At 68.1% G+C, this 25,358-nt stretch carries 22 protein-coding genes; 11 read left to right on the top strand and 11 right to left on the bottom strand.

The features are described from left to right. The first annotated feature begins 7 nt into the window (after positions 1–7). Positions 8–1,156, top strand: coding sequence for a fatty acid desaturase family protein (locus tag ABIA73_RS00645; RefSeq protein ID WP_025878576.1), 1,149 nt, complete (start codon positions 8–10; stop codon positions 1,154–1,156). A 4-nt stretch (positions 1,157–1,160) separates the two neighbouring features. Here ABIA73_RS00645 and ABIA73_RS00650 read toward each other — a convergent pair whose 3' ends face one another. The 5 genes from ABIA73_RS00650 to ABIA73_RS00670 all read right to left on the bottom strand — a co-directional run bounded on the left by ABIA73_RS00650 (position 1,161) and on the right by ABIA73_RS00670 (position 5,125). Next, entirely contained in the window at positions 1,161–1,499 is a 339-nt protein-coding gene (locus tag ABIA73_RS00650; protein WP_033831318.1) for a tetratricopeptide repeat protein, read from the bottom strand. Further along, positions 1,499–2,074, bottom strand: coding sequence for a flavin reductase family protein (locus ABIA73_RS00655; RefSeq protein ID WP_059064398.1), 576 nt, complete (start codon positions 2,072–2,074; stop codon positions 1,499–1,501). Before ABIA73_RS00655 ends, ABIA73_RS00650 begins: the two co-directional genes overlap by 1 nt. Then, a complete protein-coding gene (locus tag ABIA73_RS00660; protein ID WP_059064397.1) occupies positions 2,071–2,700 on the bottom strand; it encodes a superoxide dismutase in 630 nt (209 codons plus the stop codon). The genes ABIA73_RS00655 and ABIA73_RS00660 overlap by 4 nt, the downstream gene beginning before the upstream one ends. A gap of 322 nt (positions 2,701–3,022) precedes the next feature. Then, complete coding sequence (locus ABIA73_RS00665; RefSeq protein ID WP_354275238.1) at positions 3,023–4,546, bottom strand: thioredoxin fold domain-containing protein; 1,524 nt, start codon at positions 4,544–4,546, stop codon at positions 3,023–3,025. Positions 4,547–4,645: 99 nt separating this feature from the next. Next, positions 4,646–5,125, bottom strand: a complete 480-nt coding sequence (locus ABIA73_RS00670; RefSeq protein WP_248152428.1) for a GNAT family N-acetyltransferase — start codon at positions 5,123–5,125, stop codon at positions 4,646–4,648. A 54-nt stretch (positions 5,126–5,179) separates the two neighbouring features. Here ABIA73_RS00670 and ABIA73_RS00675 point away from each other — a divergent pair, with 54 nt between their 5' ends. The 10 genes from ABIA73_RS00675 (at position 5,180) to ABIA73_RS00720 (ending at position 16,944) form a co-directional block, all read left to right on the top strand. Further along, entirely contained in the window at positions 5,180–6,115 is a 936-nt protein-coding gene (locus ABIA73_RS00675) for a TIGR03571 family LLM class oxidoreductase (RefSeq protein ID WP_354275239.1), read from the top strand. A gap of 88 nt (positions 6,116–6,203) precedes the next feature. Further along, positions 6,204–6,533 carry a DUF3817 domain-containing protein gene (locus tag ABIA73_RS00680; RefSeq protein ID WP_354275240.1) on the top strand — a complete coding sequence of 110 codons (330 nt, stop codon included), beginning with the start codon at positions 6,204–6,206 and terminating at the stop codon, positions 6,531–6,533. A gap of 152 nt (positions 6,534–6,685) precedes the next feature. Further along, positions 6,686–7,882 carry an MFS transporter gene (locus ABIA73_RS00685; RefSeq protein ID WP_279206922.1) on the top strand — a complete coding sequence of 399 codons (1,197 nt, stop codon included), beginning with the start codon at positions 6,686–6,688 and terminating at the stop codon, positions 7,880–7,882. Next, positions 7,879–9,072 carry an isochorismate synthase gene (locus ABIA73_RS00690; RefSeq protein WP_354275241.1) on the top strand — a complete coding sequence of 398 codons (1,194 nt, stop codon included), beginning with the start codon at positions 7,879–7,881 and terminating at the stop codon, positions 9,070–9,072. The genes ABIA73_RS00685 and ABIA73_RS00690 overlap by 4 nt, the downstream gene beginning before the upstream one ends. Further along, entirely contained in the window at positions 9,069–10,721 is a 1,653-nt protein-coding gene (locus ABIA73_RS00695; protein WP_354275242.1) for a (2,3-dihydroxybenzoyl)adenylate synthase, read from the top strand. The genes ABIA73_RS00690 and ABIA73_RS00695 overlap by 4 nt, the downstream gene beginning before the upstream one ends. Beyond that, a complete protein-coding gene (locus ABIA73_RS00700; RefSeq protein ID WP_025878587.1) occupies positions 10,721–11,353 on the top strand; it encodes an isochorismatase family protein in 633 nt (210 codons plus the stop codon). The genes ABIA73_RS00695 and ABIA73_RS00700 overlap by 1 nt, the downstream gene beginning before the upstream one ends. Further along, complete coding sequence (locus ABIA73_RS00705) at positions 11,353–11,610, top strand: phosphopantetheine-binding protein (RefSeq protein ID WP_059064390.1); 258 nt, start codon at positions 11,353–11,355, stop codon at positions 11,608–11,610. Before ABIA73_RS00700 ends, ABIA73_RS00705 begins: the two co-directional genes overlap by 1 nt. Then, positions 11,607–15,485, top strand: coding sequence for a non-ribosomal peptide synthetase (locus ABIA73_RS00710; protein ID WP_354275243.1), 3,879 nt, complete (start codon positions 11,607–11,609; stop codon positions 15,483–15,485). Before ABIA73_RS00705 ends, ABIA73_RS00710 begins: the two co-directional genes overlap by 4 nt. Continuing rightward, the gene (locus ABIA73_RS00715) at positions 15,476–16,240 is read left to right on the top strand and encodes a 2,3-dihydro-2,3-dihydroxybenzoate dehydrogenase (RefSeq protein WP_354275244.1); all 765 of its coding nucleotides are present in this window, start codon (positions 15,476–15,478) and stop codon (positions 16,238–16,240) included. Before ABIA73_RS00710 ends, ABIA73_RS00715 begins: the two co-directional genes overlap by 10 nt. A gap of 260 nt (positions 16,241–16,500) precedes the next feature. Then, positions 16,501–16,944, top strand: coding sequence for an REP-associated tyrosine transposase (locus ABIA73_RS00720; RefSeq protein ID WP_025878591.1), 444 nt, complete (start codon positions 16,501–16,503; stop codon positions 16,942–16,944). A gap of 223 nt (positions 16,945–17,167) precedes the next feature. Here ABIA73_RS00720 and ABIA73_RS00725 read toward each other — a convergent pair whose 3' ends face one another. From ABIA73_RS00725 to ABIA73_RS00750, 6 genes are all read right to left on the bottom strand, one after another. Further along, positions 17,168–18,628, bottom strand: coding sequence for an esterase-like activity of phytase family protein (locus ABIA73_RS00725; protein ID WP_354275245.1), 1,461 nt, complete (start codon positions 18,626–18,628; stop codon positions 17,168–17,170). Positions 18,629–18,650: 22 nt separating this feature from the next. After that, the gene (locus ABIA73_RS00730) at positions 18,651–20,951 is read right to left on the bottom strand and encodes a TonB-dependent receptor (RefSeq protein ID WP_354275246.1); all 2,301 of its coding nucleotides are present in this window, start codon (positions 20,949–20,951) and stop codon (positions 18,651–18,653) included. Between the two features lie 425 nt (positions 20,952–21,376). Beyond that, positions 21,377–21,754, bottom strand: coding sequence for a DUF2894 domain-containing protein (locus ABIA73_RS00735; protein WP_223495287.1), 378 nt, complete (start codon positions 21,752–21,754; stop codon positions 21,377–21,379). Further along, positions 21,744–22,403 carry an OmpA family protein gene (locus ABIA73_RS00740; protein ID WP_354275247.1) on the bottom strand — a complete coding sequence of 220 codons (660 nt, stop codon included), beginning with the start codon at positions 22,401–22,403 and terminating at the stop codon, positions 21,744–21,746. The genes ABIA73_RS00735 and ABIA73_RS00740 overlap by 11 nt, the downstream gene beginning before the upstream one ends. After that, positions 22,400–24,664 (bottom strand): DUF802 domain-containing protein, encoded by a 2,265-nt coding sequence (locus ABIA73_RS00745; RefSeq protein WP_354275248.1) that lies wholly within the window; start codon positions 24,662–24,664, stop codon positions 22,400–22,402. The genes ABIA73_RS00740 and ABIA73_RS00745 overlap by 4 nt, the downstream gene beginning before the upstream one ends. Positions 24,665–24,674: 10 nt before the next feature. Continuing rightward, positions 24,675–25,328: a DUF3348 family protein gene (locus ABIA73_RS00750; RefSeq protein ID WP_032975341.1), complete on the bottom strand. Its 654-nt coding sequence runs from the start codon at positions 25,326–25,328 to the stop codon at positions 24,675–24,677. Positions 25,329–25,358: the final 30 nt, after the last annotated feature.

Consider the following 25,358-nt stretch of genomic DNA (forward strand, 5'->3'; position numbering starts at 1 on the left):
CGCTGCCATGACCCGCGCTACCGACCGTGCCCTGAGCCCTGCCGAGATGCAGACGTTTGGTGAGGAACTCGATGCGATCCGCGACCGTGTGATCGGCAGCCTCGGCGCCTCCGACACCCGTTACATCCGCCGCGTCGCAGCGGCTGTGCGCTGGTCCGGCGTGCTCGGCCGCAGCCTGCTGTTCCTGGGCGCGTTCTCTCCGTTGTTCTGGGCGCCGCTGCTGTGGCCGGCCTGCATCGCCGGCACGCTGCTGCTGGCGCTGGCCAAGATCCTGGAAAACATGGAACTGGGCCACAACGTGATGCACGGCCAGTACGACTGGACCGGCGATCCCAAGCTCAACGGCAACACCTACGAATGGGACATCGTTGCCACCGCCGACAACTGGCGCAAGACCCATAATTTCCGCCACCACACCTACACCAACGTGCGTGGCATGGACGATGACATCGGCTATGGCCTGCTGCGCATCTTCCCGGAACAGCGCTGGAAGCCGTTCTACCTGCTGCAGCCGATCATCGCACCGATCTTCGCGCTGCTGTTCCAGTGGGGCGTGGCGGCGCAGGACCTGCGCTTGGGGCGCTGGTTCAAGGGCCGCATCAGCAGCCGTGCGATGTGGCTGCAGACCCGTCCGGTGGCCCGCAAGATGATCCGCCAGGTGCTGAAGGACTACGTGTTCTTCCCGCTGCTGGCCGGTCCGTTCTTCCTGCCGGTGATGCTGGGCAACATGGTGGCCAACGGCCTGCGCAACATCTGGACCTACGTGATCATCTTCTGCGGCCACTTCACCGCCGAATCGGAAACCTTCCCGAAGGAATGCCTGCGCAATGAATCGCGTGGCCACTGGTACCTGCGCCAGCTGCGCGGTTCGTCCAACATCAGCGGTGGTTTCGTGATCAACGTGCTGTCGGGCAACCTCAGCCACCAGATCGAGCACCACTTCTACCCGGACCTGCCGGCCAACCGCTATGCGGCCATCGCCAAGGAAGTGAAGGAAATCTGCCGGCGCTACGGCCAGCACTACAACAACGGCTCGCTGCCGCGGCAGTTCACCCAGGTGGTCTGGCGGATCCTGCGCCACGCGTTCCCGAGCAAGCCGCGCCGCCTGCCGATGCCGGACATCATGCCGGCACCGGCGTCGGCCAACGCCGGCTGAGTCTTCAGCCGGCCTTCGCCAACAGCGCAGGTGAATCGCGATCGAGCCTGCGCAGGAACACCTGCATTTCCTTGCGGGCCTGCTGGTCGCCCTTGCTGCCGGCCACGCTGAGCCCGCGCTGCCACGCTTCGCGCGCCGCCTGCGGCTGGCCACCAGCCAGCCAGGCCTTGCCCAGCAGCTTCCACGCCGCCGAGTAGTCCGGGTCCAGCACCACGCAGCGGCCCAGATGGGTGGCTGCGCGCACCGGGTCGCCGGCATCCAGCCAGCTCTTGCCCAGGCCGAAGCGCAGCAGTGCGCTGTCCTTGCCGGCGGCAAGCATCCTCTCCAGCGTTTCGATGTCCATCAGCGCACCTCCAGCAGGGTTTCCACCGGTCCCGCCTGGAAGCGGCCGCGATGGAACATCAGTGGTGCACCGCCTGCTTCCTGCACATCGACAATGCGCCCGGCCAGCAACAGGTGATCGCCGACCGGCCACTGCGCGTGGCGGGTGCAGGTGAGATGGATCACGGCACCGGCGATACGCGGTGGCGCATCTTCGCCGTCGTCCAGCAAGGGCACATCGGTGAATCGATGGCGCACCTGCGGATCGGCGAACCGGCGCGCCAGGGCTTCCTGGCCAGCGCCGAGCACGCTGATCGCAAAGCGGGTGGCGCGCTGGAACGTGGACAGGCTCTGCGCATGCAGGGCGAGGTTCCACAGCACCAGTGGCGGCTGCAACGAGATCGGCACGAACGAGTTGATGGTCAGCCCCTGCGGTTTTCCCTGTGCGTCGCGGGCGCAGACGATCGCCACGCCGGTAGGGAAATGGCCGAGCAACCGCCGCAGCGCACGCGGTGGCAGGCTGACCGATGGCACCGGTGCCGGAGCGGGGAACACCCCCGCCCACGGCCCGGCGTATGCACCGGAGTCCGCGTTCATGCTGCCCTGGCCTGGCGGTAGCGCCGGCCGACCTCGGCCCAGTTGATGAGGTTGAAGAACGCGCCGATGTAGTCCGGGCGACGGTTCTGGTAATGCAGGTAGTAGGCGTGCTCCCAGACATCCAGGGCAAGGATCGGGGTGTTGCCGGAGGCGCCCACCGCCGCGCCCATCAGCGGGCTGTCCTGGTTGGCGGTGCTCTCGACCTGCAGGCGGCCCTGGTGATCGACGGTGAGCCACGCCCAGCCGCTGCCGAAACGGGTCTGCGCGGCCTTGCTGAAGGTTTCCTTGAAGGCGTCGTAGCCACCGAGGTCGCGATCGATGGCCGCGGCAAGCTCATCATCGGCGGTGCCGCCATTGGCGCTGAGCACGGTCCAGAACAGGCTGTGGTTGGCGTGGCCGCCGCCGTTGTTGCGCACTGCACCGCGGATCGATTCGGGCAGGGCGTCGAGGTCGGCGATCAGGGTTTCCACCGGTTGTGCCGGCAGGCCCGCCTGTTCCAGCGCGGCATTGAGGTTGTTGACGTAGGCCTGGTGATGCTTGCTGTGATGGATCTCCATCGTGCGCGCATCGAAGTGCGGCTCGAGGGCGTCGTAGGCATAGGGGAGGGCGGGAAGCGAGTACGGCATCGAGACAGTCTCCGTGGGGAAGGCCAGGGGTATGGCCGTGGGGAGACTGTTATCGCACCTAAACATTGGTTGAGGTCAAGCGGGGTGGTTGAAAAGAGGGCGCTGTCGGCGCGTTGACTGCCCCGGGGTCGCGTGGGCGGATGGGCCCATGCAGGACAGGTCCACGCGCCGGCGCGGAGGCGACGTCAAAGGCGAGAGCAGAAGCAGCGGGGTAGTGGGGGGGGGGGGGGGGGGGCGGGCGGGGGGGGGGGGGGGGGGGGGGGGGGGGGGCGCCCGCCCCGCCCCCGGCACTACCTGTATCCGTCGAATCCTGCGTCTGGCGTCAGCTCAACCATTCCTTGCAGCCGCTATCAACCTGCTCACCACAGGCCGCCTGCATCCGCTGCTGCAGCCGCGCCAGCGTGTCCGCACCCTTGTGCTTGGCGCTCCACGCCTGCAGCTGCCCGGCCAGCCGTTCGAAGCGCTGGCGCGTGCGCTGGTGGTAGCCGGACGGCTGCTTGTCCAGCTCGGCGATCAAGGCCTCGGAGGCCTGCTCGATACGCGGTGCATCATCCGGTGCCAGCCGCAGCAGGCCTTCCACGTACAGCACGCCCCACTGCACGCGCGTGGCAGGGCCCTGCGCGCCTTCGTAGGCACGCTTCAGCCATTCCAGGGCGCCGGCGGTATCACCACGCTGCTCGGCCAGTTCGGCCAGCTCCGGCATGTAGTAATAAGGCTGCTCGCTGCGCTTCAGCTCTGCCAGCAGCAAGGCCTCGGCGCCTGCATCATCATCGACCTGACGCAGCGCGTAGACGGCACTGCTGATGGTGGCCTGGCGCGCGTGTGCATCGGTGGCTGCGGCATCGGCGGCGGCCACGCGCTGCTTTACGCGCTGCACCAGTGCTGCCGACAGCGCGCCTTCAGGCTGCTGCTGGCGTGCCAGCGCCAACTCGGTCAACGCACGTGACAAGGCATCGTCTGCGCGATCACCACGCGCGGCGTCGGCACGTTCCAGCGCGACCAGCAACTGCTGGCCGAGGGCATTGCTGCTGGCCGGACCGGCGCTGGCCTGCTTGACCAGCCCGGCGCCGGCATACCCCAGCAACTCGCGGTTGCGACGTACCTCCGCCGGTTGTGCCAGCACCGCCTGCAACAGTTCGCGTACCTGGGTGGGCGCTGCCGTCGGTTTCTCGGCGGTAGCCAAGGCGAGCAGCGCGAAGCGACGCTGCAGCGCAGGCTCGGGTGCGGCCTTGGCCAGCTGCTGCAGCACGTCCTGGGCGCTGCGCTTGCCAGCCAGGCGGTTGGCATCCACCTCCCAGCCGTAATCGCCCAGTACCTGCCAGTCTTCGGCGCCGAGCGTGGCCGGCGTCGCCAGCGCGGTCGCAAGTGTTTCGGCGACAGCGCTGCGGCGGCTGGCGGCGACGGTCAGGGCCCGGGTCAGTTCGGCCGCGTCGTTGCCGCCGGCCACGCGGGTGATTTCGTTGCGCTGCGGGTCGAGCACGATCAGGGTTGGATAGCCGCGCACGCCGAAGCGTTCGCCCCATGCCTGCGCGCCTTCTTCGTCGCCGTCCAGGTAGACCGGCACGAATTTGCCGGTCAGTGCGATGAAGGCCGGATCCTTGAACAGCCCCGCCTTGAGCTGGTTGCACGGCGGGCACCATACCGCGCCCCAGTACAGCAGCACCGGCTTGCCACTCTCGGCGGCTTCGTTGAACGCATCATCCACATCGCCCTGGCGCCAGGCGATGGCGGAGGCCGGGGCGGTCGATGCCGCCTTCGCCGTCGGTACCGGCGCGGACGCGGGGGAGCAGGCGCTCAGGGCCGAGGCCAACAGCAACAGGGAAAGCGCGACGCGCATCGGCAGCATCTCGAAGGACAGGGTGGTGGGCCATTGTAGGAACGGTCGGGGTGCTGGCTGATGCAGTTTGCTTATGTCGCACGCGCAGCACGGCATGTGGGCTGGGTATCAGTGCGGACCAGGGGGCGCAGCCACCGCAGCGGGCACCGCCAACACCAACGGCTGGTAGATCAGGCCGTGGTACTCGCCGACGTCGCCATCCAGCACGAACCCATAGTGTTCGTAGGCCGGCACCGCGTTGAGCGAGGCGCGCACGGTCATCTGCGGTCCGCGTACCTGCGGCAGCACCGCCTGCAGCAGGGCACGACCGATGCCTTGCCCCTGCAGCTCCGGCGCGACGAACAGCATCGCCAGGTGCTGGCCCGCCTTCAGTTCCACCACGCCGACCACACGGCCCTCCTGTTCGGCCACCAGGATGTGGTTGTCACCCTGCAGGCGCTCGGCGAAGGCGCTGGCTGCGGCCACGTTGCCGAAGGTGGCGATGCCCTCGGCGGTAAGCATGGGCGCAACGGCTGCAGTGAAGGCCGCCATGCACACCGCGCTGATCGCGGGTAGGTCATCGACGTGGGCGGGACGGATCCTGGGCATGCGCTGTACTTCCTGTTGTGGGACGCCATCAATGCCCCACGCTAAGCTGGCGACATGACTGATTTCAATCCTGCCCATGCACGTCTGTTTCCAGAGCAGGGCTTGAGCCTTGGCCTGATGACGCCGGTAGCCGCACACGGCCTGGCCGATCTACTGGAGGCGCGCCGCGTCGCGCGGCTGGCCGACGATCTGGGCTTTGCTGCGCTGTGGACCCGCGATGTGCCGCTGATGGTGCCGCAGGGGCCGGATGCGACCGCCAGTGCGCTGGATGATCCGTTCCTGTGGCTGGGCATGCTGGCCGCGGCGACCGAGCGCATCGTGATCGGCACTGCGGCCATCGTGCTGCCGTTGCGGCAACCGCTGCAGGTAGCGAAATCGGCGCTGACGCTGGACCGGATCAGCGGTGGACGCTTCGTGCTGGGGCTTGGCTCGGGTGATCGACCAGAAGAGTTCGCGGCCTTCGGCGAGGACCTACAGGGCAGGGCGGGCACCTTCCGCGAGCGCTGGTCGCTGCTGCGTGCGGCGCTGTCCCCCGAACCCTCCGAGCGCGCGCCGGTGTTGCAGGCAACCGATGGATACGACGTACTTCCCGCGCCGGCAAGGCGCATTCCGATGCTGGTGGTCGGTACTGCGCGGCAGAGCCTGCAGTGGATCGCACGCGAGGCCGAAGGCTGGGCAACCTATCACCGCGAAGAGACCGCGCAGGAAGGGCGCATCGGTCTGTGGCAGCAGGCGCTGGCCCAGAGCGGCGGCGCGCCCAAGCCATTCGTGCAGTCGATGCTGCTGGACCTGCAGGCCGATCCAACTGCGCCGGCGGAGCCGCTGCCGCTGGGCCTGAAGGTGGGCCGCGATGGCCTGCGCGCGTACCTGCAACGCGTACACGCGCAGGGTGTGGCGCATGTGATGTTCAACCTGGTGGACAACGGCCGACCGGTGGACGACGTACTGGGCGAGATCGGCGAGCACGTCCTGCCCGATACGCGTCGGTAGGTGTCCACCTTGGTGGACACGCCGCAGGTATCCGGCATGTTCGCATCTGCGTATCATTCGCATTTGATATCCAGCGCTGGAGCCCTGCGTGACCCACCGTAACCCGCTGCACCCGACCGGGCGCCTTTTCGCCGTCGTCGCCTTCATCGAGGCCATCACCTGGGCCGGTCTGCTGGCCGGCATGTGGCTCAAGTACGGCCCGCAGGCCAACGTCGCGCTGGTGAAGCTGTTCGGGCCGCTGCATGGCGTGGCGTTCCTGGTCTACGTGGCGGTGACTCTGTTTGCGGCGCTGCGCCTGCGCTGGCCATGGTGGGCAACGGGGCTGGCGTTGCTGGCTGCGATTCCGCCGCTGGTGACCCTGCCGCTGGAGTGGTGGTTCAAGCGTCGCGGCCTGCTGTCGGTACGCGCAGGGCATTGATGCACCCGCAGGTGCGTGCCCGTTAAGCGAATGGGTATCAAATGCAAATGCGAGCCGTTATCATTTAAGGATGGCGTCGCCGCCTGACAGGGCGACGTCGCGCGGGGTGCGGATGCGCCCGGCGTTCCCTCCCTGGTTACGGTTGGTGTTCCATGCATGCACGTCCCGTGGTTCCCGGCTTGCCGGCGCTGGTGTTGGCTGCCCTGATCGGCACCATGGCGATGATGTCCTTCGTCGCCGTCATCGGCCCGGTGGTCCGCCTGCTCGGCCTGTCCGAATGGCATGCCGGTCTATCGGTGACTGCTGCAGGCGTGTTGTGGATGCTGGCCGCGCGCCCGTGGGGCCAGCTCAGCGACCGCATCGGCCGCAAGCGCGTGCTGATGCTGGCGATGAGTGCCTACACCGTGGTCTACCTCGCGCTGGCGGTGTTCATCGATGTCGCGCTGCAGACAATACCGCCGGTGCTGGTCTCGGTGCTGGTGCTGGTCGGTGCGCGTGGCCTGATCGGCCTGTTCTACGCGGCTGTGCCGCCGACCGCTGCCGCGCTGATCGCCGACAAGGCACCCACCGGCCAACGTACGAAATTCCTCGCCCGTCTTGGCAGCGCCAACGCGCTGGGGATGGTGCTGGGTCCGGCTGCTGCCGGATGGCTTGCCTACAAGAACCTGCCGCTGGCGCTGTACGTGGCTGCGCTGTTGCCGCTGCTCGCGCTGGGCCTGCTGGCCTGGCGCCTGCCGGCCACGCCGCCGGTGGCAGCCGCACACAGCCGCAACCGCGTACCGCTGTCGCGCCTCGACCCGCGGCTGCGCCTGCCGCAGATGGCCGCGTTCGTGGCGATGGTGTCGGTGACCATCGCCCAGGTCACGGTCGGCTTCTTCGCCATCGATCGCTTCGGCCTGGATGCAGCCGAAGGTGCACGCATGGCCGGCATCGCACTGACTGCAGTCGGCGTGGGCCTGATCCTCGCGCAGGGGCTGGTGATGAAACTGGACGTGCATCCCCGGCGCTGGATCATCCTCGGCGCACTGATCGCAGGCATCGGCTTTGCGTCGGTGGCGGCGGTGCAGCAGACCTGGCAGTTGCCGGCGGCCTACGCGCTTGCAGCGTTCGGCATGGGCTTCGTGTTCCCCTCGTTCCAGGCGTTGGCCGCCGACGCGGTGCAGGCGCACGAACAGGGGGCGGCGGCCGGCACCGTCGCGGCGGCGCAGGGGCTGGGCATGGTGGCCGGGCCGATGCTCGGCACTCTGTTGTATCGCGGCGGCGCCAGCCTGCCTTACCTGCTGGTCGGCGTGCTGCTGCTGGTGCTGTGCGTGCTGGCAGCAGCGTATCGGATGAAGGAGACCCCATGAACGATTCCCTGATGCAGGGCGCGTGGCCGGAGGCTGCGTCGTTGCTGCCCGAGCCCACCGCCGAAGCGTCGCTGTTCCTGCTGCGGCAGGCCGATCAGCAGATGCACGCGCGCGGCTGCCGCGCACCCTTGCCGACCGGTGTGCTGGCCACGCTGGCCGAGCGCGTGGCGACGTTCTTCGCGCAGCAGCGCGGTGGGCCGGGCCTGCTGGTCGGCGCGGTGCCGTTCGAGCCGCGCGCCGATGATGCGTTGTATCAACCCGAGCGCCTGCTGCCGGCGTTGCCCGTGCAGTCGCAGGCGGCGCCGGCGCTGTCCGGAGCGCTGACTGCCGAGCCCTCGGCGCAGGCGTATGCAGCGGCCGTGGCCGACGCGGTCAGCGCGATGCGCGCGCCGGACCCGGAGCTGCACAAGGTGGTACTGGCGCGCAGCCTGTTGGCGCACACGCAGCAGGCGCTGTCACCGGAAATGCTGCTGGCCCGCCTCGGCACCGATCCTTCGGTGGCGACCTACGCCGTGCCGCTGCCGGTGGACGTTGGCCAGGCGCCGGCATGGCTGGTGGGGGCGACACCGGAACTGCTGCTGCGCAAACGCGGTGCGCAGGTGCTGTCGCATCCGCTGGCCGGTTCGGCCAGGCGCAGTGCCGATCCGGTTGCGGACGAGCGCGCCGCGCAGGCGTTGCTGGCATCGGCGAAGGATCATGACGAACATCGGCATGTTGTCGACGCCATTGTCGATGGCCTCTCGCCCTGGTGCAGCCATATCGAAGCGCAGCCACGCCCGGTGCTGCACGCCACCGCCAGCATGTGGCATCTGGGTACGCGCATCCACGCCACGCTGAAGGACGCTGCTACGTCGGCGGCGACCCTGCTGGCCGAGCTGCATCCCACCCCGGCCGTCTGCGGTACCCCGCGGCTGCAGGCACTGCAGCGCATCCGTGCGCTGGAACCGGTGCCGCGCGGCTTCTATGCCGGTGCGGTGGGCTGGCTGGATGCGCAGGGGGACGGCGACTGGTATGTGGCGATCCGCTGCGCGCGCCTGCAGGGCACCCAGCTGCGCCTGTATGCCGGCGCCGGCATCGTCGCCGACTCGCAGCCCGAGGCCGAAGTGGCCGAAACCGCCGCCAAGTTTGCTGCCCTGCTGAACGCATTGGGCGTGCAGGACCCGCTGTCCCTGATCGAGGTATCCGCATGACGCCGTCCACCGTTGATTCGCGCCTGCCGCTGCAACAGCAATGGCCTGAAGCGCTGGTGGCGCGCTATCGGGCCGCAGGTCATTGGCGTGGCGAAACCTTCCCGGGTTTCCTGCGCGAACGCGCCGAGCGCCATGCCGATGACATCGCGGTGGTGGCTGGCGATGTGCGCCTGAGCTATGCGCAGCTCTGGCATGAGGCCGGGCGCATCGGCGCCGGGCTGCTGGCGCTGGGCCTGCAACCCGGCGAGCGCGTGCTGGTGCAGCTGGGCAATACGGCCGGTTTCATCGCAACGGTCTGTGGCCTGTTCCGCGCCGGGCTGGTGCCGGTGTACGCGCTGCCGGCACATCGCATCACCGAGCTGGCCCACTTTGCGCGCAAGGCCGAGGCCAGTGCCTATATCAGTACCGATGTCCATGAAGGCTTCGATCATCGTGGCCTGGCGCGCGCGCTGCAGGCGGAAGTGCCGGCGGTACGCCACGTGCTGATCGACGGCGATGCGGCGGAGTTCGTCGCGCTGGAATCGCTGCAGGGCGATCGCAGCCAGCTGCCGGCCGATCCAGATCCGCAGTCGGTGGCGTTCCTGCAGATCTCCGGCGGCAGCACCGGGCTGTCAAAGCTCATTCCGCGCACGCACGACGATTACATCTACTCGTTCCGCGCCAGCAACGAAATCTGTGGCATCGACCGCGACAGCGTGTACCTGGTTGCGCTGCCGGCAGCACACAATTTCCCGATGAGTTCGCCGGGTTTCTTCGGTGCGCTGTACGCCGGCGCCCGCGTGGTACTCAGCCCGGGCCCTGGCCCGGATGCGGCATTTCCGTTGATCGCGCGCGAGAAGGTGACCTGCTGTGGTCTGGTGCCGCCCCTGGCGCTGCTGTGGGCGCAGGCGGCGGCGACCAGCAGGCACGATCTGTCCAGCCTGCGGGTGCTGCAGGTCGGGGGAGCGAAGCTGGTGCCGGAAGCCGCGCGGCGGGTCATCGATGGCCTCGGTTGTACGCTGCAGCAGGTGTTCGGCATGGCCGAAGGCCTGGTCAACTACACCCGGCTGGATGACCCGCAGGACCTGGTCGTCGCCTGCCAGGGCAGGCCGATCAGCGAGGATGATGAAGTGCGCGTGGTCGACGACCACGACCAGCCCGTTGCCGAAGGCGAGGTCGGTCATCTGCTCACGCGCGGTCCGTACACCATCCTCAGTTACCACAATGACGCGGCGGCCAACGCGCGCTCGTTCACCGACGACGGCTTCTACCGCACCGGCGACCGCGTGCAGCAGCTGCCCGGCGGCTATCTGGTGGTGCAGGGCCGTGCCGGCGACCACATCAACCGGGCGGGCGAGAAGATCTCCGCCGAGGAGATCGAAGACCATCTGCTGGCCCATCCCGGCGTATTCGACGCCGCCGTGGTCTCCATTCCTGACGACTACCTGGGCGAGCGCAGCTGTGCCTTCGTGATCCAGCAGGGCGAGGCCATCAAGGCGCCGGCGCTGAAGGCGTGGATGCGCGGGCGTGGCCTGGCCGCGTTCAAGGTGCCCGATCAGATTGTTTTCGTGGACAGTTTCGACACCACGGCGGTTGGCAAGATCAGCCGCCGCGAACTGCGCGCGCAGCTGCGCGCGCGTCATCTGCAACAGACAGGAGGAACGCGCTGATGGCGCTGCCCCGCATTACCCCGTATTCCCTGCCGACCGCTGCGGAACTGCCGCAGGCGCGAGGCGCCTGGCGCCCCCAGCGTGATCGTGTTGCCTTGCTGGTACACGACATGCAGCGCTATTTCCTCGCCGCATTCGACGCCGGCAACGCGCCGCTGCAGCCGGCGGTGGACAACATCGCGCGCCTGCTGGGACATTGCCGTACGCACGGCATTCCGGTGTTCTACACCGCCCAGCACGGCGACCAGGACCGCCGCGACCGCGGCCTGCAGGCAGACCTGTGGGGCCCGGGCATGGGCCGGCGTGCCGACCACGAGCCGATCATCGACGCACTCGCGCCGCAGCCGGGCGAGCATGTGCTGGTCAAGCACCGCTACAGCGCGTTCCAGCGCAGCAATCTGGAAACGCTGATGCGCGTGCGCGGCCGCGACCAGCTGCTGATCACCGGCGTCTATGCGCATATCGGATGCACCGCGACGGCGGTGGAGGCGTTCCAGCGTGACATCGAGACGTTCATCGCTGCCGATGCCGTGGCCGATTTCTCGCGTGCCGACCATGACCAGGCGCTGCACTGGATCGCCCGCACGTGCGGCGTACCGATGACCACCGACCAGCTGCTGGAGGCAATGTGATGAACGCGACGACCGAAGCCCTGACCCTGGAGCGCATGCGCGCCGACGTCGCCCGCGTGCTGGACTGCCACGCGGCGGACATCGGCGATGATGACAACCTGATCGATCTGGATCTGGATTCGATGCGCATGCTGGGGCTGGTGCTGGCCTGGGGCAACACCGGGCTGCCACTGGAGTTCGCGCAGCTGGCTGAGCACACCACGCTGCGCCAGTGGTGGGCGGTGGTGCAGCAGCTGCAGGCTGCGCAGACGGCATGAGCGGATCGCCGCTGCCGCTGACCGAGGCGCAGGCAGGGCTGTGGTTTGCCCAGCGGCTGGCACCGCAGAATCCTGCATTCAATACCGCGCACGCGGTGTGGATCGAGGGTTCGCTGGATGTGCCGGCGTTCACCGCTGCCGCCAACCAGGCCGCCGTCGAGGCCGAGGCGCTGGCGTTGCGTTTCGCCGAGGCCGAGGACGGCCAGCCCGTGCAGTGGCACGAGCCCGCGCGGGTGCCATTGCTGCAGCTGCGCGATGTCGCCGCGGCCGATGATCCGCAGCAGATGGCGCGCGCGGCGATGCTGGCTGACCGCTGCAGCGCGGTCGACCCGACCCGCGACCGGCTGAGCCAGCAGGTGCTGTTCGACCTGGGTGGCCAGCGCTGGGCCTGGTACCTGCGCGTGCATCACCTGGCCACCGATGGCTATGGCATGGCGCTGTTCACTGACCGCGTCTGCGCCCTGTATGCGGGCCGCACCGGTAGTGCGCTGCCAGGGGTGGCGGGCGTGCTGGCCGATGATGCCAGCTACCGCAGTGATGCGCGCCGCGACGTCGACCGGCAGTGGTGGTTGCAGGCGCTGCAGGGCGCCCCGGCCTCCACCGGCCTGGCCGGCACCGCCGCGGCCAGTGACGATGCACTGCGCTGGGTGCAGCCGGTGGACCCCGCATTGCGCGAGCGCCTGCTGCAGGTCTCGGCATCGTGGCTGCAGCCGTGGCCGGATGTGCTTGCCGCGCTGGCCGCCGAGTATGTGCGTCGCATGAGCGCGTCCGAGGAAGTCGTGCTCGGGGTGCCGTACATGGCGCGGCTTGGCAACGCGGCGGCGCGGGTGCCGGCGATGGTGATGAACGTGCTGCCGCTGCGGGTAGCGGGCGGCGAGGGCGGCGTCGAGGAATTCTGCCGGCGCATCGGGCGCCAGCTCAGCCAGAGCCGCAAGCATGGGCGCTACCGTGGCGAACAGCTGCGTCGTGACCTCGGCCTGGTCGGTGCACAGCACCGTCTGCATGGGCCGTTGATCAACGTACAGCCGTTCTACAAGCCGCTGGCGTTGCCGGGTGTGCAGGCCTCACTGGAAGTGCTGAGCACCGGCCCGGTTGACGACCTGACACTGGGCTTCCGTGGCGATGGACAGACCCTGCTGGATCTGGAGATTGAAGCAAACCCGGCCCTTTATGGCCTGGATGACATGAAGGCGCATGCCCGGCGGCTGCTGCATTTCGTTTCGGCCGCGCTGCTGGCCGAAGACATCGCGACGGTGCCACTGGCCACGCCGGAAGAATCGAAGCAGGTCGTGCATGGCTTCAATGCCACCACGCATGCGCTGCCTGACACCACCCTGGTCGAACTGTTGCAGCAGGGCATGGACCGTGATCCGTCGGCAGCGGCGCTGGTGTTCGGCGATACGACGCTGGACCATGCTGCGCTGGAGGCGCGCAGCTTCGCCCTGGCCGCGCAGCTGCGCTCGCTGGGCGTGGGCCCGGGCACGGTCGTTGCCGTAGCGCTGCCGCGTTCGCTGGAACTGGTGGTTTCGTTGCTGGCGGTGCTGCGTGCAGGCGGCGCGTACCTGCCACTGGACCTTGCCCATCCAGCGGAGCGCCTGGCGCGGATCCTGGCGTCGGCGCAGCCGGTCTGCGTATTGGCAGAGGCCAGCGTGCAATCCCGTCTTTCAGATGTGCCGGTGCTGCCGCCGGAGCAGTGGACCGACCTGAGCTTTGCCGCACCCTGGCCGGGCCCGACGGGCGACGATGCGGCCTATGTGATCTATACCTCCGGTTCGACCGGCGAACCCAAGGGCGTGGTGATCGAACACCGCGCCATCGTCAATCGCCTGCTGTGGATGCGCGAGCACTATGGCATTGGTGCCGACGACCGGATTCTGCAGAAGACCCCGGCAACGTTCGACGTATCGGTCTGGGAACTCTTCCTGCCACTGCTGTGCGGCGCGACGCTGGTGTTGGCGGGGCCGGACGCACACCGCGATCCGACCGAGCTGGCGCGGTTGATCCGCGTGCATGGCGTCACCACCGCACATTTCGTACCGTCGATGCTGGATGCGTTCCTGGCGGCACCGGCCTCACAGGACCTGCGGCTGCGGCGCGTGTTCACCAGTGGCGAGGCGCTGGATGCCGCACTGCGTGACCGCTTCCACGCGAGAATGCAATCCGAACTGCACAACCTCTACGGTCCGACCGAAGCGGCAGTGGATGTGAGCTGGTGGCCAGCCTCGGCCGATGACCGCTCGCGCCCGGTGCCGATCGGTTTCCCGGTCTGGAACACCCGCCTGTATGTGCTGGACGCACGGATGCAGCCCATGCCGGTGGGCGCGGCCGGTGACCTGTACCTCGGCGGTGTGCAGTTGGCGCGCGGCTATCTCGGCCGCGACGACCTGACTGCCGAGCGCTTCCTGGCGGATCCGTTCCTGCCGGGTGAGCGCATCTACCGCACCGGCGACGTGGCACGCTGGCGGGACGACGGTGCTGTCGAGTACCTGGGACGCAGCGACCATCAGGTAAAGCTGCGCGGCCTGCGCATCGAACTTGGCGAGATTGAAGCAGCGTTGCGCGAGCTGTCTGGCATGGACCGGGTGGAAGTGCTGTTTCGCGATGATCTTCCCGGTGAGGCGCGGCTGGTCGCCTATGTGCCGACGGCGCTGTTCGATGCAGCGGCGCTGCGCAGCCATCTGCTGACGCGGGTGCCGGACTACATGGTGCCGTCTGCGTTCGTGGGCGTGGATCAGTGGCCGGTGACCGCCAATGGCAAACTGGACCGGTCTGCGCTGCCGAAACCGCCGCAGCAGGACGTTGCGGGGCAGGCGCCGCGTACGCCGCTGGAGCAGGAACTGGCCGGGCTGTTCGCACAGGCGCTGGGGCGTGAACTGCCGGTGGCGGTTGATGTGGATTTCTTCAGCATCGGAGGCGACTCCCTGTCGGCCGTGCACCTGCTGCTGGCCATCGAGCAGCGCTGGCGTTGTGAGCTGGGGCTGGGCGCGCTGTTCGCGCAACCGACCGTAGCCGCGCTGGCGGCACGCATTGCCGAGCCGCCCGCACGCGCCGATCACGCGCTGGGGCCGGTGATTGCGCTGTCTGCATCCGACGAGGCAACCGCAGCCCCCCTGTTCGTGCTGCACCCGGCAGGCGGCATTGCCTGGAACTATCGCGCGCTGGCCCGGGCGCTGCAGCCAACGCGCGCGGTGTACGGGCTTCAGTCACCCGCGCTCGACCCCACGCAACCGCTGCCAGGCAGCATCGAGGCCATGGCCAATGACTATGTGCAGCGGGTGATCACGCTGCAGCCACAGGGGCCGATCCATCTGCTCGGCTGGTCGGTGGGGGGCATCCTCGCGCAGGCGATGGCCGTGCGCCTGCACGACATCGGCCGCGAGGTCGGCGAACTGGTGCTGCTCGATGCCTATCCCAGCGAATGCTGGCGTGCCGAACCGGAGCCCGACCCGATCGCGGCGCTGCGGGCGCTGTTGGCCATCGCCGGGCATGACCCGGACGCGCATCCGGAACTGGACGATCGCGAGCGCATCCTCGCCTTCCTGCGGCGCGGCGGCAGCGCGCTTGGCAGCCTGCCCGAGGTGGTGCTCGACGGCGTGGTACGGGCGGTGACCGGAACCAATCGACTGATCCGCGAACACCAGCACCGACCCTTCGTCGGAACGCTGGCGCATGTGCGGGCCGGACGCGATCATCAGGCACGGCCGCAGTTGCAGTCCGCGCTTTGGAGGGCACATGCGCTGCAGGTGGATGCCATCGAGCTGCCGTTCCTGCACGCCGAACTGACCGGGCGTGATGCGGTGGCGCAGCTGGCACCGTGGTTGTCGGCGCGGCTGCAGCAGTGGGACAGGCAACAGGAGAGCGCAACATGCAGCTGACGGGTTTTGAAGGAAATGTGGCGCTGGTGACCGGCGCAGCCGGCGGTATCGGTGCGGCGCTGGTGGGGCAACTGCTGGACGCAGGGTGCCGGGTCGTGGCAACCGATCGCGAGCGACCTGCGCTGGCAACCGACGATGGCCGCGTGCAGGCTTTCGCACTGGACGTCACCGACGGCGCGGCCGTGGACGCGCTGGTAAACCAGGTGGAAGCCACGGTGGGACCGATCATGTTGGCGGCCAGCGTGGCGGGCGTGCTGCATGTCGGCGAGGTCGTGGACACCCGTGACGCGGATTGGCGCAGGGTGTTCGCGGTCAATGCCGATGGTGTGTTCCATGTGGGCCGCGCACTGGCACGGGTGATGTCGCCGCGCCGGCAAGGCGCCATCGTGACCGTCAGTTCCAACGCGGCGGGCGTGCCACGGCATGGCATGGCCGCCTATGCCGCCTCGAAGGCGGCGGCGACGATGTTCACCCGCTGCCTGGGCCTGGAGCTTGCACCGTTGGGCATCCGCTGCAACATCGTTGCGCCGGGCTCCACGCTGACCGCGATGCAGACCGGCATGTGGGAAGACGAGCAGGGCGCGGCACGGGTGATCGCCGGCAATCCGGCCACCTACAAGGCGGGCATCCCCTTGCGCAAGCTGGCCACGCCGGAGGACATCGCGCAGGCGGTGATGTTCCTGCTGTCCGAGCAGGCCGGGCACGTGGCGATGAGTGACCTGTACGTGGATGGTGGCGCCACGCTGCGCGGGTGACGGGGCCAGGCGCCGCCGGGCGGGGTTCATGGGTTGCCGGCCAGCGGCCGGCACTACCACGGGGCAGGCGCGATGGGCTTGTGCGTTGGCGTGGGTTGCCGGCCAGCGGCCGGCACTACCACGGGGCGGACGTGACGGGCTTTTGCATTGGGTAGTGCCGGCCGCTGGCCGGCAACCCCAGCAGACTGTCAGCAACATCCTCATGGAATCTCGCGCTGTTCCCCGACAGCCAGCGAGGTCTGCCTGATCCACGATGGGCCATGAGCAGCGATCTCCTGCGCCACGGGCGGCGCTCCATCATCGGTCAGGTATATGTGCTGACCACGACAACATGCCAGCGCCGCCGACGCTTTGAATGCGGCGCTACCGCAGGCTGCGTCTCCAGCCAGTTTGAGGAACTGGAGCGACAAGGCCTGGTCCAGTCACTGGCATGGGTGGTGATGCCGGATCATGTGCATTGGATGTTGCAACTACGTGCGTCGGAGCTGTCGGGTATCGCCCGTCGGTTCAAATCATCCAGCGCGTTGGCCTTGAATCGGCTGGTCGGTCGCCGCGGCGTGGTCTGGCAGTCCGGGTACTTCGATCATGCGGTCAGGGCAGAGGAATCGTTGCATCGCCAGGCTCTGTATATCCTGGGAAATCCCATTCGAGCGGGCCTGGCCAGGGAGATTGGCCAGTATCCCTATGCGTGGTCGATCTGGTAGTGCCGGCCGCTGGCCGGCAACCAGGCGGTGTTTCCGGAGATTCATGAGGCTGCCGGCCAGCGGCCGGCACTACCATGGGGCAGGCGCGCGGGATTTTCCTGTCGGGTAGTGCCGGCCGCTGGCCGGCAACCAGGCGGTGTTTCCGGAGATTCATGAAGCTGCCGGCCAGCGGCCGGCACTACCACCGGTCGGGGTTTGTGAGGTTGCCGGCCAGCGGCCGGCACTACGGCAGGGTGAGCCGATACACCAGCACCCGGTTGTCGTTGTCGTACGCACTGTCGCAGTGCTCGCCCTGCATGCGGCAGTTGCGGGCGGTGAAGTCGTTGTCGTTGCCGATCAGCAGCAGTACGTCGTTCGGGTGCTCTGGATCAAGCGCCGGCAACACGTCCATCGCCTCCCATTTCTCCGACAGCAATCCCGGGTGAGGGCCACGCCCTGTGTCCAGGTCCAGCCCGGCCCGGGCCAGCTGCGGCCGGTCGAGCAGGTTCAGGACCTCTTTGACGTTGGCGGGCACGATGCCGGTCTTCAACATGGCGTCAGCGGGATCGGCCAGCACCGATGCCGTGCCGGTCTCATAGGCCGTGTCCACCAGATTGGAGGCCTGCCCCACGTTCACCAGCAGCACCGATTTATAGACGATCGGGTCGTTGCCCTCCTTGCCCAGTCCATTGCCATCGCGCGCCAGCATCAGGAAACGCTCGTTGTCCAGCGCACGCAGCTCGCTCTGTGCAGCGGTACGGTCGAGCTTGCCTTTGCCGTCGTGGGCGTAGGCGGGCAGGATCATCACATGGTGGCCCACCGGTTGCGTCGGCGTCGGGTTGGCAGACACGTCGTAGACCAGCACGCGGGTGTTGATGCGGCCGGCGGCATTGCCCGCCGCGCTGTCCTGCATCAGCGCGCTCTGCAGGGCAACGAACAGCCGTGTGCCGTCGGGCGACAGGCCCATGCCTTCCACGCCCTGGTTGTTGCGGCGCCCGGTCTGCGGCGGGGCCAATGATCCAAAGGCAGGCTTGCCATCACGTTGTGGCTGGATCGCCTGCGGCGGCACGATCACGCCCTGCAGCTGGCCCTGTGCGTTGAAGTAATAGACGTTGGCGGTGTACTCGTCGCCGATGTAGAAGTGGCCGTCCGCAGTGAACTGCAGCGATTCGGCATCAAGTGCGACCTTGCCGGCCCCCGCGCCCACGGCGGGTGAGGGCAGCACCACGCCACGCTGGATGATGGTGTGATCACCGGGGTCGGCACCGGTGAATGGCTGGCCGTTGTAGTCCTTCAGCACCAACCCCTTTTCCGGCTTCATCGTCAGCGTGCCGAAGCTCTCTGGCTTGTCCGCCGGCCAGTCGATGCGCAGCTGCATGCGCTCCAGGCGACCGGCGTAGTCGTAGAACAGGCCGGCTTCCGGATCGTTGCGACCGCGGTCGGGCAGGGTCCACAGCACCCCTTCATAGCCACGCGCGGTACGCCGCCACGTGCCCGGCTGTACCGCCAACGACGAGAACGAGCCCAGCGTATCGCCGAGGAAGTCCACGGTGCCGGCCGGCAATCGTCCGGCGGCGACCAATCCCTTGTCCACGTAAGTGAAGCTGGCCACGTCCACCGCGCGTGGTGGCATGCCGCGGGCTTCATGCGGTGCGTTGTAGCCGCTGACCGAGAGCGCGGCCAACAGCAGGGCAGTAACGGACATCAATGGACTCCTCGGCCGGCGATCAGAAACGGATGTCGATGGTACCGAACACCTGGCGCGGTGCCGACGCATGGAACACATACAGCTTGCCGGCCGGGTCGCTGGGTGCGAACACGCTCGAGTCCAGGTTGCTGGCGTAGCGCTTGTCACCCACGTTGGTCACGTTCAGCGACAGGCGCATGCCCTTGGCGAAGCCAACCTGACCGAAATCGTAGCCACCGGCCAGGTCGAACACGGTGAAGCCACCAAAGCCCTGGTCGTTGGTATAGGTGTAGAAGCGTTCGCCGGTGTACTTGCCGCGCAGGCTGGCGAACCAGCCGTTGTCGCGCCAGGTGATTTCGGTGGCCAGCAGCTGCTTGGGCGTGTCGGTCTGGATCTTGCCCTTGATCTGCTGCTCGACGCCGGCCTGGGTGTAGTTGGAGGCATATGTCGAGCGGTTCAGCGACGCCGAGGTGTACCAGCTGAAGTGCTCGTTCGGTGTCCACAGCACGGTCAGTTCAGCACCGCGGCTGTCGACGCCGCCGACATTGTAGAAACGGTTGCCGCAGGTGGGGCCGACCGGCTGCCGCGAATCGCAGGGGTTGTACTGCAGCAGGCGATTGTCAAAGCGCACGCTGTAGGCAGCGACCGATGCCTGCAACGTATCGGTGACGAAGCGATAGCCCGCCTCCAGCGAGCGTGATTCTTCCGGCTTCAGGTTGCCCTGCGCGTTCCAGGTGGCCTGGCTGACCGCCTGTGGGCCAAGTTTGAAGCCGCCCTGGAACATGGCGATGTTCTCGGCGTAGCTGGCGAACATTTCGTGATGCTCGCTGAGGCGGAAGTTGGCACCCGCGCTGGGCAGAAAATTCCTGCTGGCCTTCAGCGAACCGGTGGCGAACTGGTTGTTCGAGCTCGGCAGGATCGGTGTCTTCGCATCGCCCGGCAGCGCCTGCGCATCGGAGGTGGCGTGCGGGCTCTTGGCGCCGAACTCCAGGGTCAGGCGGTCATCGAGCAGGCGCCAGGTGTCCTTCAGGAAGAACTGGTGGGTCTTCCAGCGCGTACGCTGGGCGAACACGCCCACATCCGAGGGCAGGGTGTTCATGCCGCTGAGGTCGCGTGGACCGTCCACCGCCGTCTGGTAGCGTTGGGCGCTGCTGGTGTTGCGTTCGTACCAGAGGCCACCTTCGAGGCGGTGTGCGCCCAGCTCCCAATCGAAGGACAGCGTGCCGCCATCGCGGTCGATGGTGTAGATGGTGTTGCGGAAGATGATCGGGATTTCCTGCGCGGTGCCTTTGTTGGACCACGCACCGCTGTTCCAGTTGTGGCCTTCGCCGCGGTCATCGTGGTGGTAGGCCAGTGCCCGCAAGCTGAAGCCATCTGCCAGGAAGAAATCACCGGCCAGGTAGTACAGGTTGTCATCGCGCAGGATCTGCCCGGCGGTGAATGCGCCGTCGGCGTCCTTGTCCGGACCGCTGTTGTCGCACTTCTTCGCGTTGAGGCTGGCGGTGTTGCAGTAGGCCTTGGCCACGGCCTTGTTCCAGTCCGGTGCGTAGCCGCCCCAGTCCCAGCCCAGGCCGCGGGACATCTCGTCCTTGGACAGGTAGAAGTAGTCTGCCTGGCTGGTCCGCGAGGTGTCGACGAAGCCTGTGATCTGGCCGCTGCCGAAGTTCCACACGCGCTTCGCGTTGAACTGCTTGGTAGTGGATTTGTTGTACGCGGTCTGGTCGTTCCACAGGTCCGAGACCGCGTTCATGCCCGATACGTAGCCGGAGAATCCGTTGTACTCGCCGCTGTCCACGCGCACGAAGGTGCGACGGTTGGCATCGCTGCCGAAGGTCTGCACCACGCGGCCGCCCAATTCCTGCGCCGGGCGGTCGGAGGTATAGGAAATGGTGCCGCCGAGGTTGCTGGTGGACGGCGTGCCGAGGCTGCCGATGCCCACCGCCAGTTCGGCGCCCGCCATGTTCTCGCTGATCAGCGCACGGTTGATGGTCAGGCCGTTGTAGTTGTTGTACGCACCATCGCCCAGCGGCACGCCGTCCAGCGTGTAGCCCAGGCGGGTGGAGTTGAAACCGCGCAGGCTCAGGGTCATCGACTGTTCGTTGGTGCCCAGCGCGTCGGCCGACTGCGCGTTGACGCCGGGCAGCAGGTTGAGCGTCTTCTGCAGGCTGGTACCCGGCGGCAGGATGTCCAGGTTCTCGCGGGTGATGCGCTGCACCTGGCGCGCCTCGCCACTGCCGATGACTGAAACCGCATCGAGTTCAGTGGCGGACGGCGCCTGCTGCGCCCACGCGGTCGGTGCAAGGGCCAGGGACAACGCAGCAGCCAACAGGGTCTTGGTCATGGAACAGGCACTCAGGCAAGCGCGAGCCGCCGCATGGAAGCGGAGCTCAGGCAGATGAAAGGGGAAACACGCGATGCGATCACGGGCGCCTTGGGCGCCGCGCGATCAACGTGAAAATGGTGCGCTAGACAGATGACTGTCTGGTGACATGGTCATCTGCGGACATCACGCGCGGGTAGTGCCGGCCGCTGGCCGGCAGCTGCAGGATGCTGCGGAGGGTTCATGAGGCTGCCGGCCAGCGGCCGGCACTACCGGTATCGGTCAACCCGCGTTGCTGCGTGTGCGCTTTAGCGTCGCATCCTGCAATGCCCGCAGCTTCATCTGCGGACATACGGGTGGGTAGTGCCGGCCGCTGGCCGGCAACTGCGGGATGCTGCGGAGGGTTCATGAGGCTGCCGGCCAGCGGCCGGCACTACCGCTATCCGTCAACCCGCGTTGCGCGGCTTGCGCGTGCGTTTCGGCTTTGCGGCATCCGCAGCGCTGGCGGCACCATCCTGCAACGCCTGCAGCCACGACAGCGTATCGACATAGTCGATGAAGTGGCGCAGATACCCGGGGCTGGTCGCCTGCATCGTGTCCAGCATGCGCTGCACCAGCACCGCCGAGTTCAGCGGGCCACCATCCGCCGGGGCTTCGGTGCGCAGCGAGCGGCGCACCTGCAGTTCGCTGCGCAGCTCGGACCACTCGCGGCGCACGTCGTCCAGCATCGGCACCTGCGGGTAGTGCAGCAGCGATCGCGACCCGGTGTCGAGGTCGCGCACCAGGGCACGCAATCCCTCCAAAGGCGAGGACTCAGCTGCCATTGCCGTTCTTCTCGCCCGGCGCAGCAGCCTTGGGCGTGGGAATCGGCGCGATCTCCACACGGCGGTTGCGCGCGCGGCCATCTTCGTTGGCATTGGAGCTGACCGGCTGCTCGCTGCCGAACGCGGCGGCGAACACCGCATCGGCCGGTACGCCGTCGGCGATCAGGGTACGGGTCACCGTCAGCGAGCGCTGCGCGGACAGCTCCCAGTTGTCGGCAAAACGGCGGTTGCCTTCCCGCACCGGTGCGTCATCGGTGAAACCGCTGACCATCAGGATCTCTTCGCGCGTGCCGAGATAGGCCGCCAGCGGCGCGGCCAGGCTGCGCAGCAGTTCCTGGCCTTCCGGCTGCAGCTGGTCCGAGTTCAGCGCGAACAGCACGCTGCCGCTGATGCCGATGCGGCCATTCACCAGCGTCACCCGGCCGGCGGCAAGCGGGCCGGCCAGCGCCTGCTCCAGCGTCTGCAGGCGCTTGGCTTCGGCCTGGCGCTGCTTGACCTCCTGGTCCAGGCGCTGCGACAACTCCAGCTGCACGGCGACCACGCCGACCAGGATCAACACGAACGCGCCCAGCAGCACCGACATCAGATCGCCGAATGCCGCCCAGATCGGGGCGTGTGAGCCGCCGTCGACCTCCAGCTCGTCGCTCATGCGCTGCCGGCCTTGCCGCGGCGCGCGGCCAGCTGCTGCAGTTCTTCCATCACCTGCTTCTGCGACAGCAGGCTGAGGTCGACCACCTCGCGCGCCTGTGCCACGTAGTACGCCAGCTGCTCATCGCTGCGCGCCAGCGAGGCATCCAGCGCACCGCCAATCTGCTCCAGGCGCCCGGAGAGCTCTGCCGAAGCGGTGCCGAACTGCTCGACGGCAGCGCCGAAGGTGCCGGCCAGCTGGCCCACTTCACCGGCACTGCCATTGAGCAACGTGGCGATGCCATCGAGCTTGCCGGTCTCGGCCGCGATATGGTCGCTGAAACGGTTACCGACGCGTTCCAGCAGTTCGGCCGAGCCTCCGACCAGTGCATCCACAGCGGTGCGCTGCTCGTGCGAGGCGTGGTTGATCGCGTCCAGCAGGGTCTGCACGGTGGCCAGCAGGTGGCCGCGTTCTTCCAGCATCTTGTTGTCGCGCACCAGGCTTTCGGACAGGGTGCTGCGCAGTTCGTTGATGACCTCGGCGGCGGCCTTCGGTGCTGCGGCCGCAGTCTGCAGCAGGGTGGACACTTCGGCCAGCGTGGCGCTGGCCTGGGCACGGCCGTTCTCGCCGATCTGCTGCGCGGTCTGTGCCAACGTGTCGCAGACCTGCTGCTGCTGTTCGGCAAGGCGCTGGCCATCGGCCTGCAGGCGCTCGGCCAGATCGGCCGAAACGCTCTGCAAAGCATCGCTCCAGCGCTGCAGGCGCTGCTCGTCGCCTGCCAGCAGCTGGGCCTGCAACGCCGCGTGCGCCTGCTGCAGCTCGGTACTTACCGCGTCCCAACGCAGCTGGCGCTGCTGTTCGCGTGCATCCAGGCCCGCCTGCAGTTCGGCATGCGCCGTGGCGGTGGCGGCCTGTGCGGCGTGCCAATCCTGCAGGCGCTGTTGTTCGTGTTCCTGCAGCAGCGACTGGCCGGCGGCGTGGCGCTCATCCAGTGCCTGCAGCAGCGCCTGCGCACGGTCATCCAGGTGGCTGCTGGCATGCTGCAGCGCCTGCTGCTGGCGCTCGACCAGTTCACTGTTCAATGCCTGCTGCTGTTCGGCAGCAGCGCGCCAGGCCTCGGCGTTGCTGCTGGCATCGGCCTGCAGGCGCTCGCCGATGCGTGCCACCAGGGCTTCACCCTGCGTGCTCTGGCCTTCGCTGAAGGACTGCAGATGCTGGCGCAGTTCGGCAACCAGCGCCTGCTGCGCGCCGGTCTGCTCGGCCACTACCTTGGCCCAGCTCGCTTCGGTCGCCACGCGGCTGCGCTCGAAGCCCTCGGCCAGACCATTCAACTGCTGCTGCACGGCCTGTTCGACACGCGAATGCAGCGCCTGGCCGTGGCTGGCCAGACCGGCCAAGGTGGTTTCGGCCATCGGTTGCAGCGCGCCACCAATGGCCGCAGCACTGGCTTCGGCCCCCTCGCGCAGCGACTGCTGCAGCGAGGTGGCCAGGCGTTCCTGCAACGCCTGGCTCTGCGTCAGGAACTCGGCCTGACCGGCCAGCAGGCGCTCATTGGCGGCCGCGCTGTGCAGTTCGAAGGTGCTGGTCATCGCCTGCAGGCGATCGATCAGCGTAGGCAGCGCCGCAGACTGCGACTGCAGCAGGCGCAGCGACTCGGCACGTTGCCAGGCTTGCGAATACGGATGCAGGTCAGTGGCGATGGCGCGGTCCAGCTGCTGCACCACCTGCAGGCGGTCACGGCGCAGCAGTGCCGACAGCAGGCCCAGCATGGCCGAGCTGGCCACGCCGGCGATGGACGTGCCGAAGGCCACCGCCAGCCCCTGCACCGGCGAGGCCAGCGAGCCGCGGATGGCCGCCATGTCGGTGGCGCTCTGCAGCGCCAGGCCGGTGCCGCGCAGGGTGTCCATCATGCCCAGCAGCGTGCCGAGCATGCCCAGCAGCACCAGCAGGCCTACCAGATAGGGCGTCAGCACCGGCGAGGGCAGGGCGGTGCGTTCGCCTTCCACGCGCAGGCGCACGGCATTGCGCAGGCCCAGCGGCACACGCTCCAGCCACGGTGCCAGGCTTTCCTTGGCCAGCGAAAGGTCAGCCAGTGCGGCGCGCAGGCCCTTGCTGGCCTGCCGGTAGCGGTACAGCTCCACGCCACCGGCGATGTAGCAGGCTGCGATGATCGCTGCCACGGCTGCACCCAGCGGGTGCACCGAGACATAGCCGACGCCGATCCAGCACACGGCCAGCAGGCCAGCTAGGAAGACAAGGACGTGGAAAACAGTTCTGGACATGGTGTTCCGGTCAGTGTGAGCGCAGGGCGGCAAGCAGCCCCTGGATCGGGTGGAAGCGCAGTTGCAGCTCGGCGAGCAGCAGCGTGCGCATGTCGTGGCGGAAGGACGCGCGCCAGCCGGGCTGGCCGTGCACGCGTTCGAATCGGGCACCCAGCACCGCCGGGGCGGTGGCAAGCAGGCTGTGCTCGCGCGGGCTCAAGGTCTGCTCCATCACCGCATCGACCTCGGCCAGCCGCGCCAGCTCCGGTGACGCCTGCACCAGCTGGTCGCGCAGGCGGCCGCGCAGGCGGCCGGTAGCGGTCTGGATGGCCTGCTGCAGCACCCGGTAGCGCTGCCGCAACGAAGCGAAGTTCGGCGCGGCGGCGGCCTCGGCCAGGTCCAGCAGGCGCTCGGCCTCGGCATCCTCGCTCAGCGAGGCCAACAGGCTCGCTTCGGCCTGGGCGCAATCGGCCAGCAGGTCATCCAGCGCTTCGGCAGCCTCGGCCGGTTCAGCCAGGCGGCCATCCAGCGCCCCGGCAAGGGCCACGGCACGGCTCCAGTCCACCCACTGGCCGAGGCGATCGGTCAGGGCGGGACTGGAGGCCGGCATCGCGCCGTCGCTGAGACGGGCGAGCAGACGGAGGAAGTCCGGTCCATCCACGACCGGCTGCGCTGCGTTCGCCATCAAGGGGGTGGGGGCCAAAAACCGTTGATT

It is taken from the genome of Stenotrophomonas sp. 2694, assembly GCF_040548715.1.
Taxonomy (GTDB): domain Bacteria; phylum Pseudomonadota; class Gammaproteobacteria; order Xanthomonadales; family Xanthomonadaceae; genus Stenotrophomonas; species Stenotrophomonas indicatrix.